Source organism: Streptomyces sp. NPDC127595 (assembly GCF_042671685.1).
Classification (GTDB): domain Bacteria; phylum Actinomycetota; class Actinomycetes; order Streptomycetales; family Streptomycetaceae; genus Streptomyces.
In genome coordinates this window covers 1,410,049-1,423,129 of sequence record NZ_JBHXWK010000001.1, presented here as the reverse complement: position 1 = coordinate 1,423,129, position 13,081 = coordinate 1,410,049, and the positions used below count along the sequence as shown (strand labels likewise).

The 13,081-nt window shown below is 74.6% G+C and carries 8 protein-coding genes; all 8 read left to right on the top strand.

Translation table 11 applies throughout. The annotated features are described in order from the left end of the window. The first annotated feature begins 11 nt into the window (after window positions 1-11). The 8 genes from ACFVKT_RS06275 (at window position 12) to ACFVKT_RS06240 (ending at window position 12,982) form a co-directional block, all read left to right on the top strand. Window positions 12-3,701: an amino acid adenylation domain-containing protein gene (locus tag ACFVKT_RS06275; protein ID WP_385728017.1), complete on the top strand. Its 3,690-nt coding sequence runs from the start codon at window positions 12-14 to the stop codon at window positions 3,699-3,701. Beyond that, window positions 3,698-4,912 carry a thioester reductase domain-containing protein gene (locus tag ACFVKT_RS06270; RefSeq protein WP_385728015.1) on the top strand — a complete coding sequence of 405 codons (1,215 nt, stop codon included), beginning with the start codon at window positions 3,698-3,700 and terminating at the stop codon, window positions 4,910-4,912. The genes ACFVKT_RS06275 and ACFVKT_RS06270 overlap by 4 nt, the downstream gene beginning before the upstream one ends. After that, window positions 4,909-5,832: a hypothetical protein gene (locus ACFVKT_RS06265; protein WP_385728013.1), complete on the top strand. Its 924-nt coding sequence runs from the start codon at window positions 4,909-4,911 to the stop codon at window positions 5,830-5,832. Before ACFVKT_RS06270 ends, ACFVKT_RS06265 begins: the two co-directional genes overlap by 4 nt. Then, a complete protein-coding gene (locus ACFVKT_RS06260) occupies window positions 5,829-6,875 on the top strand; it encodes a methyltransferase (protein ID WP_385728011.1) in 1,047 nt (348 codons plus the stop codon). Before ACFVKT_RS06265 ends, ACFVKT_RS06260 begins: the two co-directional genes overlap by 4 nt. A gap of 148 nt (window positions 6,876-7,023) precedes the next feature. Then, window positions 7,024-8,235, top strand: a complete 1,212-nt coding sequence (locus tag ACFVKT_RS06255) for a cytochrome P450 (RefSeq protein WP_385728008.1) — start codon at window positions 7,024-7,026, stop codon at window positions 8,233-8,235. A gap of 10 nt (window positions 8,236-8,245) precedes the next feature. After that, a complete protein-coding gene (locus tag ACFVKT_RS06250) occupies window positions 8,246-9,328 on the top strand; it encodes an LLM class flavin-dependent oxidoreductase (protein ID WP_385728006.1) in 1,083 nt (360 codons plus the stop codon). Between the two features lie 73 nt (window positions 9,329-9,401). Continuing rightward, complete coding sequence (locus ACFVKT_RS06245) at window positions 9,402-11,117, top strand: ABC transporter transmembrane domain-containing protein (RefSeq protein WP_385728004.1); 1,716 nt, start codon at window positions 9,402-9,404, stop codon at window positions 11,115-11,117. Next, window positions 11,114-12,982, top strand: coding sequence for an ABC transporter ATP-binding protein (locus ACFVKT_RS06240; RefSeq protein ID WP_385728002.1), 1,869 nt, complete (start codon window positions 11,114-11,116; stop codon window positions 12,980-12,982). Before ACFVKT_RS06245 ends, ACFVKT_RS06240 begins: the two co-directional genes overlap by 4 nt. Window positions 12,983-13,081 lie beyond the last annotated feature (99 nt).

The window sequence follows — 13,081 nt, the reverse complement described above, 5'->3', positions numbered from 1 at the left end:
AGGAGGGTTGAGTGGCCACCGACTCCCGCGACCCCGCCAGCTTCGTCCGCGGCGTCACCTCACTGTGGCAGGAACTGCTCCGCGTCGAGCAGGCCGCCCCGCACGACAACTTCCTCGACCACGGCGGCACCTCGGTCACCGCGATGTTGCTGCTCAACCGGCTGCACCGCGACTGGGGCCTGGAGCTGCCCATCCGGGCCTTCCTGCGCGACCCCACCCTGGGCGGCGTCCTCACCGCGCTCGCCGGATTGGCGGCCGCCGCGCCCGCGTCCGACGGTCCGCGACGGGCGGGCCCCGCGGCCCGGCGCACCCCTCCGGCCCGGCTGGAGGCCGCCCCCCGGAACGGACCGCGCGACACCTTCCCGACCACCCCTGCCCAGCGCCGGCTGCTCTTCCTCGACCGCTACGACGGCGGCAGCCCGGCGTACCAGATGCCAGTCGTCGCCGTCCGGGTCGAGGGGCCGCTCGACCCGGACGCCCTGCGGACGGCACTGAGCGCCCTGGTCGCCCGGCACGAACCGTTGCGCACCACCTTCACGCTCGGCGACGAACTGCTCCAGGTCGTGCACCGGCAGGGCGAACTGCCCTTGGCCGAGACCGACCTGAGGACGCTCCCGGCGGCCGGGCGGCAGGCCGGCGCCGACCGCTGGGCGGCCGCGCTGGCCGCCGCGCCGATGAACGTGGAGACCGGGCCGCTCGCCACCGCCAGCCTCGCCCGGCTGGGCACCGAGGAGTACCTCTTCGTCCTGGTCGCGCACCACCTGCTCATCGACGGCTGGTCCGTCTCCGTGCTCCGCGCCGAACTCGCTGAGCTGTACCGGGCCGCCGTGGAGGGCCGCCCACCCGCCCCGGCCCTGCGCGACGACCAGGGCCCGCCCCGCCCGCAATACGCCGACGTCGCGCTGCGCCGGGCCGAACGGCTCCGCGCGGGCCGGGAGCGCCCGGGGCTCGACTGGTGGCTCGACCGCCTCCGGGACCTTCCCGCCAGGTTCGACCTGCCGCTGGCCGACCCGCGCCCGGCCGTGCCGGGCCGGACGGGCGGACTCCACGGACATCGGCTGCCGGTCGCCGTCGTCCGGCGGATCGGCGCGCTGGCCGCACGGGCCGGCGCGACCCCATACCACGTCCTGCTGGCGGCCTACCTGCTCCTGCTGCACCGCTACAGCGGACGTACCGACCTGCTGGTCGGCACCCCGGTGTCCGGCCGCGAGGAGCCCGGACTGGAGTCACTGGTCGGCCTGTTCACCAACACCGTGGTCATCAGGGCCGACCTGTCCGGGCCGCTGACCGGGGTGGGGCTCGTCTGCCTGGTCCGGGACGCGGCGCTCGACTCCTTCACCCACCAGGACGTTCCCTTCGAACGGATCGTCTCGCGGCTGCGGCTGCCCCGCGACCCCGGCGCCAACCCCGTCTTCCAGGTCTTCTTCGCGCTGCACAACCAGCCGCCGGCCGATCCTGAGCTGGCCGGCACCCGGACGCTGCCGCTGCCGGACGACCGGCGCTTCGCCCGGTTCGACCTGAGCCTGGACGTCACACCGGTCGCAGGGGCGATGGAATGCGCCTGGGAATACCGCAGCGACCTGCTGGACCGCCCCCGGGCGGAGCAACTCGCCCGGCACTGGACACGGTTGCTGGACGGCCTCATCGAGGAGCCGGACGTCCCAGTGTCCGGGCTGCCGCTGCTGGGCGAGGAGGAGGCCCGCGCCCTCGTCCTGCACGGCCCCCCGCCGGCGGGCCCGGAGCCCGGCCTCGCAGAGCTGTTCGCCGCCCGGGCGGGCGCCCACCCCGGGCGCGTCGCGGTCGTCGGCGCCGGGGCCCGGCTGACCTACCGGGACCTCGACCGGCTGTCCGACGCCGTAGCCGCCGGGCTCACCACCGCTGCCGCCGGGACCGCCCCCGGGGCCGCGCCGGCACCGGTGGGGATCCACCTGCCTCGCACGCCCGACGCGGTGGCCGTCATGCTCGGCGTCCTGAAGGCGGGCCGGCCCTACCTGCCGCTCGACCCCGGCCAGCCGGCTGGCCGGACCGCCGCCCTGCTCCGGGACTGCGGAGCGGGCACCGTGGTGACCGGCGCCGCCGACGCGGGCGCGCTGCACCGGGCGCTGGCCGCGGACCCGGCGGGTCCTCCGGTCCCGGTGGACCCTTCGGACCCTTCGGACCCTTCGGACCCGGCGATCCTGCTGGTCGAGGAGCTTCTCGCCGCCACCGCCAGCGGTACCGCCGACCGACCCCACGCCCCGGCCCGGCCGACCCCTCCCGGCGCACTCGCCTACATCACCTACACCTCGGGTTCCACCGGGCGGCCCAAACCGGTGGCCGTCCGCCAGGACGCGCTGGCCGGGCTCGTCCACGGCACGAGTACAGAACTCGGGTTCGGCGAGGACGACGTCTGGGTGTCCAGCCACACCTTCACCTTCGACGTCAGCGCCTGGGAGATCTGGGCCCCGCTACTGACCGGCGCCCGGCTGGTGATCGCTACCGCCGCCCAACAGCACGCACCCACGGGCCTGCGCGCCCTGCTCACCGAGGAGGCCGTCACCGTGCTCTGCCTCACCCCGTCCGTCCTGCGCGAACTGGCCCGCCTGGGCCTACCGGAGGGCGGCGCCCTGCGCCGGGTCTTCGCCGGCGGTGAGGCGCTGCCCTCCGACCTCGCCCGTACCCTGCTCGACTGGCCTGCCGAGTTGTGGAACTTCTACGGACCGACCGAGGCGACCGTGTGGGCCGCCGTGCACCGGGTGCGGCCGGCCGATCTCGACGGACCGAGCGTGCAGCTCGGCCACCCGGTCGCTGGCACCCGGCTGAGCGTCCTCAACGACCGGCTCCAGCCACTGCCGCCCGGCGTCCCCGGCGAACTCTTCATCGGGGGAAAGGCGTTGGCCGAGGGCTACTACCGAAGGCCGGACCTGACCCGGGAACGCTTCCCCCCCGACCCGACAGCCGGGCCCGGCGAACGGCTCTACCGCACCGGGGACAGGGTCGTGCTCGGCCCCTCCGGGGAGCTGCGCTTCCTCGGGCGCGCCGACGACCAGGTGAAGATCCGCGGCTTCCGGGTCGAACTCGGCGAGGTCGAGGCGGCCCTGCGGGCCGCGCCCGGGGTCCGTGACGCCGCCGCCGCACTGCGGCGGCGAGGCGAGCACACCGTCCTCGCCGGCTACCTCGTCCCAGAACCGGACCGCGCCGGCCCCGCACTCGCCCGCCAGGTGCTGGCCGCACTCGCCGAGACGCTGCCCGCCCACCTGATCCCCACCCTGCTGACCGAGATCCCCGCCGTCCCGCTGACACCCAGCGGCAAGGTCGACCGGCTGGCGCTGCCCGAACCGGCGGCCGCCACCGGGGCGCCAGCCGCCGGGTACCGGCCGCCCGCCGACGATGTCGAGCGGCGCCTGTGCGCCCTCTGGGAACGGCTGCTCGGCGCTGACCGGGTCGGCCGGCACGACGACTTCTTCCTCCTGGGCGGCGACTCCCTGATCGCGATGCGGCTCACCACCGAGGCCGAGCGGGAGTTCGGCACCTCCCTCACCCTTCCCGACGTGTTCCGGCACCCGACCGTCCGAGCGCTCGCCGCCATGCTGCGCGGCCCCGCCTCCACCTCCGAGGAGCCGACGCCCGACCACCCCACGCCCGGCCCGCCGTCCGCGGCGCTCCTGGAGGCGGACGCGGTCCTGGACGCCGCCATCGCCCCCGGGGAGGCCGTGCGATGAGCGCACCCACCGTGCTGCTCACCGGCGCCACCGGCTTCCTCGGGGCGCACCTGCTCGCCGAACTGGCCGCCGCCGGCGCACGGGAGATCCGCTGCCTGGTCCGGGCCCCGGACTCCCCCGCCGCGGCCGAACGGCTGCGGGCGGCCGCCGCCCGCTACGGACTGGCCGAACCGTCCCGGGCCGTCCGGTCGTGGCCGGGCGACCTCGGCCGCCCCCGGCTGGGACTGGACAGCGTCGCCTACGCGGCCCTGGGGCGCGGTCTCGACCTGGTCGTCCACGCCGGCGCCCGGGTCAACCTGGCCCTGCCCTACGAGGCGCTCAAGCCCGTCAACGTCGACGGCACCCAGGAGATCCTGCGGCTCGCCGCCCAGGGCCCGACACCGGTTCCGGTGCACCACATCTCCACGCTCGCCGTCTTCGGCCCGGACACCCCGGTCGAGGAGACCCTGCGGCTCCCCGCCCCGACCGATCTGGCCAGCGGCTACGAGCAGAGCAAGTGGGTGGCCGACCGGCTGGCCGCCACCGCCGCCGAACGCGGCCTGCCGGTGGCGATCCACCGCACGGGCCGCCTGTTCGTCAACAGCGCCACCGCCGGCCACAATCCGCAGGACCTGCTGGTCCAGGTGCTCACCGCCGTCGTGCGCCTGGGCACGGCCCCGGACTACGAGGCCGTGCTGCGGCCCGCGCCGGTGGACTGGACGGCCGGCGTCCTGCGCCGCCTCGCCCTGGCCCCCGACGGCCTCGGCCGCGCCTACCACCTCACCGGACAGCAGCCGCTGCCGTGGAGCGCGGTGCTGGACGCCGTCGACGCCGGCGGCCCGGCGCTGCCGCGTACCGACTACCGCCGCTGGCTGCGGCTGCTGACCGAGCACGCCGACCACAGTGGTGACGAGGTGCTGCGCCGGCTGACCCTGGTGCTCGGCGCCCGTCCGCCGTTCCTCGGAGAGGACGCCGGCACGCCGGCCAACGCCCGCTCGCTGCTCGGCCCCGCCTTCGACCGGGAGCACCCCGCGTCGGCCGCCGGGCTGGTCACCCGCCTGGTGGCACGGCTAGCTGCCGAACCGCCAAGCCCGCCACCAAGCCCGCCACCGGGGGACGCCACTGACCCGGGGCCCGCGCCAGGCCCAGCGCCGGTCGCGCCGGCCGCCCCGGCCGGTGTCGGCCCGGACCGGCCGACGGGGGAACCGTACGCACCCGGGGGCACCCGATGAGCGACCTGTACCTGTCGGCGCTGGCCCACGTGCACGGTGAGCCGCGGCCGATCGCCAGCCTCGCCGAACCCGGCGCCGAGGAACTCACCGACCCGCTCCACGGCCTGGCCTCCTACCGGCAGAGCGAACTGCCGAGCTGGCGACTCGCCGCGCTCGCGGGCGAGCGCACCCTCGAACTCGCCGACGGCGCGCCCGATCTGCTGCTCTACATCAGCGAGAACGACGAGGACATCGCCGACTCGCTGGCCCGGCTGGCCGACCGGCTCGGCCTGCCGACCGTCGAGTACCTGGCCCTGGCCGGGCACGGCTGCGCCAACCTGGGCCCCGCGCTGCGGATCGCAGGGGACGCGCTCGCCTCCGGACGCCACCGGCGCGTCCTGCTAATCTCGGCCGACCGCGCCCCGGCGGGCGGACGGCTGATGAAGTCCGGCCTCTCGGTGTTCAGCGACGGCGCTGCCGCCGGCGTGCTGACCCGCTCCCCACCGGACCGGCGCTCCGCCACCTTCCGGATCGACGCGGTGGGCCTGCGTACCTCGGTCAGGGCCGGATCGCGATCCGCTCCGGGACTGCTGGATATCGTGGAGCTCGCCACCGACGCGGTGACCGACATTCTCGCGGAGACCGGCCGCGGCCCGGAGGACTTCGACGCCGTCGTCTTCGCCAACTACCGCCTCCAGAGCCAGGGGTTCCTCGCCACCGCGATGGGCTTCGGCCAGGACCGGCTCCTCCTCGGCGACGTCGCCGGACTGGCCCACAGCTTCTCCGCCGACCTGCTGATCACCCTGGAACAACTCGCCGCCGACGGCCGCACCCGGCCCGGTCACCGCCTGCTCGTCTCCGCCACCGGTCCGCACGCCTGGTCGATCCTGGCCGTCGAACAGGTCGGACAGCAGCCCCGAGAGGAAGGACCCCACCGATGACCGACTCCCGAGAGACCGACCCGGTCCGCGAGCGCTTCGACCTGATCGTCAACGGCCCGGCCCTCTTCAGCGCGCTCGTCGCCGGGCTGGAACTGGACCTCTTCGGCTACGTGTCCCGCCACCCGGCGCCGCCGGCCTTCGAGGATATCCGCGCCTTCACCGGCCTACCCGCCCACCAGGCCCGCGTCCTGCTGCACGCCCTGTGCGCCACCGAGCTCCTGGACGTACGGGACGGCGGCTACGTCAACTCCCGGTTCGCCGAGGAGACGCTCACCTCGGACGGCCCGGACGGCTGGCGGCACATCCTCGACGGCTGGCAGCAGATCTACAACCCCGCCTTCGCCCACACCACCGCCGCGCTCCGCGCCGGCACCAACACCGCGCTGGCCGGCCACCGGGGCGAGGAACCCACGCTCTACCGGCGCCTCGCCCACAACCCCGAGCTGGAGGCCGTGTTCCACGCCTCGATGGCCGCCTTCAGCCTCCGGACTCTTCCCGCGCTGTTGGAGCACATCGACCTGACCGGGGTCGGTGAACTGCTGGACGTCGGCGGCGGCGACGGCACGACGGCCCGCCACCTCGCCGGACGCTTCCCCGTGACCCGGATCACCGTGCTGGACACCCCGAGTGTCAGCGAGCTCGCCGACCGGGCCGAGCCCTTCGCTGGACGCAACCGGATCACCCTGCGCCCCGGCAACATCCTGAACGACCCGTTCCCACCGGGCGCGGACGCGGTGCTGTTCAGCCACGTCCTGGAGGTGTTCCCCGCCGACCGGATCCGGCAGCTGCTCGCCAAGGCCATCGAAGCGCTGCCCAGCGGGGGGCGGGTGTTCGTCTACGGGTTCGTGATCGACGAGGAGGAGCGCCGGGGCGTCTACTCGGCCCGGCTCTCGCTCTACCTGAACGTCCTCGCCAGCGGCGGCGGCATGGCCTACCCGGCCGCCGACTACGAACGCTGGCTGCGCGAGGCCGGCTGCGTCGACGTCGCGACGGTGGCCGGACTCCCCTTCGAACACGGCCTCACCGTCGCCACCAAGCCCTGAGCGCCGAGCACCGAGCGCCAAGCCCTGAGTCCTGAGCCCCGAGCCCTGAGTCCCGAGCCGGGTGCCCCGAGTGCTGTGCCCCGCTCCCCGGCGGCCCCTGATCACCCCGCCCCTCAGCGCCCCACACCATCGAGCGAGAGGAACCACCGTGCCCCCCGAGCAGGCGCTCGAACCCGAGCCCGTCCGCCACCCCACCGCCCGCTCCTGCCCGTTCGACCCGCCGCCCGAGCTGGGCCGGTTCCGGGAGAGCACCCCACTGCGCCGGCTCGCCTATCCGGACGGCCACCTCGGCTGGCTGGTCACCAGCCACCGACTGGCCCGGACCGTCCTGGCCGACGACCGGTTCAGCGCACGGGCCGACCTCAAGCACGTGCCGGTCCCGCGTCCGGCCGCCGACCCTTTCATCGGCGCAGAGGTCCAGCCCGGCTGGTTCGTCGACCTCGACCCGCCCGAGCACACCCGGTACAAGCGGCTGGTCATCAGCAGCTTCACCGCGCGCCGGATGGCCGAACTCCGGCCCCGGATCGAGCGGACCGTCGAGGAGCATCTGGACGCGCTGGCGCAGGCCGGCCCGCCGGCCGACCTGGTCGAGCACTTCGCGCTGCCCGTCCCGTCCACCGCCATCTGCGAACTCCTCGGCGTCCCGTACGGGGACCGGGCCGAGTTCCAGCACAACAGCACGGTCCTGTTCAGCCTCACCGCCGACGCCGGGGAAGGCGTCGAGGCGATGCGCGCGCTCGACGACTTCCTGCTGCGCCTGGTCCGGCACAAGCGCCGGGTCCCCGGCGATGACCTACTCAGCCGGATGGCCTCCACCAGCGACCTCACCGACGCCGAGGTGGCCGGGGCCGGCGTCCTGCTGCTCACCGCCGGCCACGAGACCGTCGCCGGCATGCTCGGCCTCGGCGTCTTCGCCCTGCTCTCGCACCCCCGTGAGTGGCGGCGCCTGCGCGAGCGGCCGGACCTGGCCGACAACGCGGTCGAGGAACTGCTGCGCTACCTGTCGATCTTCCACTTCGGCGTCCCCCGAACGCCGTTGGAGGACGTCGAGCTCGACGGACGGACGATCAGGGCGGGCGAGAGCGTCACCATCTCGCTCTCGGCGGCCAACCGCGACCCGCAGCGGTTCCCTGATCCGGACCGGCTCGACCTCGCCCGCGCCACCGGCGGGCACATCGCCTTCGGGCACGGCATTCACCAGTGCATCGGGCAGAACCTGGCGCGGCTCCAACTACGCGTCGCCTACCCGGCACTGGCCGCCCGCTTCCCCGACCTGCGGCTCGCCGTCCCCGCCGGGGAGGTCCCGCTCGGCGGCGACATGGGCTTCTACGGCGTCCACCGGCTTCTGGTGGCCTGGTGAAGGGACACACGTGCACGTCTACTCGGTGACCCCGCCCTCACGGCCCGGCGAGGGTCCGGTGCCCGTACCCGGTGCCTACCGGGCCCGGGTCGCGGCGACCGCGCGCGCCGCCGAGGCGGCCGGCTGGTCGGGCATCCTGGTGCCGCACAACCTGCGTGAGGTCGACCCCTGGACGGTCGCCTCCTACATCGGCGCGGTCAGCCCCGAGCTGACCCCGCTCGTCGCCGTCCAGCCCTCCGGCACACCCCCGCACACCGCCGCCGCCTGCGCCGCCGCATACGCCGAACTCTACGGCCGTCCCCTGTACTTCAATCTGGTGGCGGGGGCCCGGGACGACGAGATGCACAGCATAGGCGAGCGTCTGGACCACGACGGGCGCTACCGGCGGTTACGGGAGTACGCCCAGGTCCTGCGGGCGCTGCTGGCGGGTGCCGAGGCGGAACTCACCGGCGAGCACTACACGTACCGCCGTCTTCGGCTCGAACCCCGGGCCGCGGTGCTAGCCGGGTGCAAGGTGTTCATCGCGGGCTCGTCGCCGCAGAGCGTGGCACTCGCGGTGGACGAGGCGGACGTCGTGGTCACCCACCCGCTACCCTTCGAGCGTTGGCGCGAGGAGTCGCTGGATCCGCTGCGGCGGGCCGGCTACCGGGGTGAACTCGGCATCCGGATCGGCATCGTGAGCCGCGAGAGCCGCGCGGAGGCCCGCCGGGTCGCGAACCTACGCTTCCCCCAGACCTGGCTGGCCCGGCAGGAGACCGTGCTCAAGACCGGTTCGCGGAACCACTGGGCGCGCGACCTCGCCACCCTGGCCGTCGAGCGGGAGGCCGCCGAGGACGGCTCCGACGCGGCGGACCCGACGGACGGCACCTACTGGCTGGGCGCGTTCCGCAGCGGCCGGGCCAGCGCGCCCTTCCTCGTGGGCTCCTACCAGGACGTGGGCGCGGCCCTCGGCGCCTACCTGCGGGCCGGTGTCGGCCACGTGCTGCTGAACGGCGTCGAGCAGGAGGACCACGCGCACACCGGGATCGCTCTGGAGGAGGCGGCGCGCACACTCGATGGCATTCGCGACCCCCGTGGCAACGAACATGATTGACGTAATGTCACGTGCGTGTTGCACGCTTTCGATTGCACGACTGGCTTCCTTTCGGCGGTGCTAATCTCGCCGAATGTCCGGACCGGCCCCCACCGACGTGATGTCGGGCCAGAACTCAGTGGAATACCACCGACCGAACCTCCTGCTACGCACTCTCGGCAAACGGTTCCGCGTTCCCGTCACATTCGGCGTGGTCGCCGGAATCGCGGGAATGCTCGCACGTTCGTTCATCCCCGTGGTCATCGGTCTCGCCGTCGACCGGGGAGTCGTCGCCCACGACAGACCGGCCCTGCTGCGCTGGGCCGGCCTGCTGGTCGCCCTGGTGCTGGCCCAGTCGATCGCCGGACTGGCCCAGGAGCGCTGCGACTTCAGGAGCATGACCGGCCCCTCGTACCACCTGGTGCACCTGATCAACGCGCAGGCCGCCCGCCTCGGGTCTGGCCTGCGGGCCCGGACCACCAGCGGCGAGGTGGTGAGCATCGGCGTCGGGGACATCGAACCGCTCGGGGCCGCGCTCGCCGCCAGCTCCCGCGGAGTGGGCGCCGTGGTGGCGATCGGCGTGGTCGCCACCATCGTGCTGTCCTCCTCCTGGCAGCTCGGCCTGATCGTGCTGGTCGGCGTGGGCGTCAACTTCTGGCTGCTCGCGCTCCTCCTCCGGCCGCTGCGGCGGCGCCAGCAGGACCTGCGCCGCCAGCAGGGCGAACTCATGGGCATGGCCGTGGACATCGCTGGCGGCCTGCGGGTGCTGCACGGCTTCGGCGGCGAGCAGCGCCTCGCCGAGCGCTACCGGCTCGAATCGCAGCTCACCCGGCGCCTAGCCACCCGCACGGCCCGGGTCGAGGCGGCCCTGTCCGGGGTGAAGGTCCTCGTCCCCGGTGTGCTCGCCACCGCGATCGTGTGGCGGGGCGCCGACCTGGTCCTCGCCAGCGAACTGAGCGTCGGCCGTCTGATCGCCTTCTACGGCTACGCGGTCTTCCTGGTGACTCCGCTGCGCTGGCTGACCGAGACGGCTGAACTCCTCACCCGCGCCCAGGTATCCGCCGCCCGGGTGAGCCGCTTCCTGGCGCTCGAACCGCACCTGGCCGACCAGGGCGCTGCCGACCTGCCGGCCGGGCCCGCGGAACTCGTCGACCCGGAGTCCGGACTCAAGATCCGGCACGGGGAGTTCACCGCCATCGCCTGCTCCTCGACCGGTGAGGCCGCCGAACTCGCCGACCGGCTCGGCCGCTACACCGACTCCGCCGTCACCTGGGGCGACGTTCCGCTCACCGAGCTGCCGCTGGCCGCCGTGCGCGAGCGGATCCTCGTGGTCCACAACGACGACCACCTGTTTGCCGGCCGCCTCGGGCTCGAACTCGACCCCCTGGACCGGGCGGGTGCGGGCGCCCTCGCCGCGCATGCCCGCACCGCCTCCGCCACCGACGTCATCGACCGGCTCCCGCAGGGACTGGACAGCGAAGTGCAGCCGGGCGCACGCGACCTCTCCGGCGGCGAGCGCCAGCGGCTGCGGCTCCTGCGCGCCCTGGCCGTCGCCCCCGAGGTCCTGGTGCTGGTCGAGCCGACCGGCGCCCTGGACGCTCACACCGAGACCCGCGTCGCCCAGCGGCTGCGAGCCGGACGCGCCCGGCGCACCACCGTCGTGTTCACCACCAGCGCGACCGTACTCGGCGAGGCCGACACCGTCCTGTACGTCCGCGACCTCTCCGTGGTCGGCGAGGGCCCGCACAGCGCGCTGCTCGCCGACGCCGACTACCACGCACTCGTGACCCGAGGGAGCGACCCCAGGTGACCGCACTGCCCGTCGTCTCCTCGAAGACCGTCCGCCGCCACGCCCGGCGCCTCCTGCTACGCCACCCCGTCCGCCTCGTCCCCGTGCTGGTGCTGCACGCGCTGGCCGCCGCCCTCGGGCTGACCGCTCCCTGGCTACTGGGCCGGTTGGTGGAGGACGTCCAGGCCGGCCAGGACACCGTCGCCACCGTGGTGCCGGCGATCCTCGGCTTCCTGCTGACCCAGTCCGTCCTGATCGGCCTGGCCGTCCACCAGTCCGCCCGGCTCGCCGAGCAGGTCATCGCCGAGCTTCGCGAGGACTTCGTCCGCGACCTGCTCCGGCTTCCCCTCGCCAGGGTCGAGAGCGCCGGGGTCGGCGACCTCGTCACCCGCTCGACCAGGGACGTCGACGCGCTGGCGCGCATCGTCCGGGACGCCGTGCCGAGCTCCCTGGTCGCGCTCACCGCGATCGTCACCACCCTCGGCGCCCTCCTGCTGACCGGCCCGCTCATGGTCGTGCCCTGCCTGCTCGCCCTCCCGCTGCTGTGGCCAGCGGCCCGCTGGTACCTGGCCCGGGCCCGTGACGGGTACCTGCGCGAGCGCTCCTCCTACGCCCGCACCGCCGAGGTGCTCACCGAGACCGTCGAGGGCGCCCGGACGGTCGAGGCCCTCGGCACCGCCCCATGGCGGGTGGAGCGCATGCGGCGGGCGGCCCGGGAGTCGTACGGCGCCGAGCGCCACACGCTCTGGCTGCGCAGCGTCTTCCTTCCCGTCACCGACACGGCCATCGCCGTCCCGACGATCGCCACGCTCGTCCTCGGCGGCATCGGCTACGACCGGGGTTGGGTCTCCCTCGGGGCGGTCACCGCGGCCACCCTGTACGCCCAGCAGCTAGCGGGCCAGATCGACGTGCTGCTCTACCAGCAGGACAAGCTGCAGGTCGGCGGCGCCTCGATGGCGCGCCTGCTCGGGGTGAGCGAGACGGCCGAGGTGGGCGGGGCGGGCGGGGGCCGTCCGCAAGAGGACCGACGGGGCGCCGACGGGGCGGGCCCCGAGGTCCCGTCCGCGCCGCGGACGGAGGCACGGGTGGAGGCACGGGTCAGGACACCGACCCGGGCGTGGGCAGGGACCGGGGCTGGAGCAGGGACCGGGGCGCGGGACATCGTGCTGCTCTCAGTCAGCCACGCCTACCAGGGCGGACCCGACGTCCTGCACGACATAGACCTGACCGTCCGCGCGGGGGAACGGCTCGCCGTCGTCGGACCGTCCGGCGCGGGCAAATCCACCCTCGGCCGGCTGATCGCCGGGATCGACCGGCCCCGCGCGGGTTCGATCACCGTCGCGGGCCTTCGCCTGGACCGCCTGTCCCGGTCCGAACTGCGCGCCGAGATCGCCATGGTGACCCAGGATTACCACGTCTTCCGGGGTTCCGTCCGCGACAACCTCCTCCTGGCACGGTCCACCGCCGACGACCGCGAGATCGACCGGGCGCTGACGGCCGTCGGCGCCGACGGCTGGGTCACCGAACTGGGCCTGGGCACCCCGCTCCACGACGGCGGTCGCCAGCTCTCCCCGGCCGAGGCCCAGCAGCTCTCGCTCGCCCGGCTGCTGCTCACCGACCCGCACACCCTCGTCCTCGACGAGGCGACCTCACTCCTCAACCCGCGGCTCGCCCGCGACCTGGAACGCTCGCTGGCGGCCGTCTCCCAGGGCCGCACGGTGATCTCCATCGCCCACCGGCTGCACACCGCCTACGACGCCGACCGGGTGGTCGTCCTGGAGGACGGCCGCATCGTGGAGAGCGGGCCGCACCGGGACCTGCTCGGCCTGGACGGCGCCTACGCCGCCCTCTGGCGCTCCTGGCACGGCGAGGGCGCCCGCGCCTGACCCCACCCCCGCGTCGGCCCGTGTCCGGCCCCCCGCTCCGGCCCCCGCTTCATCGCCCGCCGGCGGGGCCGGACGCCTTTCCCGCAGGGGCCTGCTTCC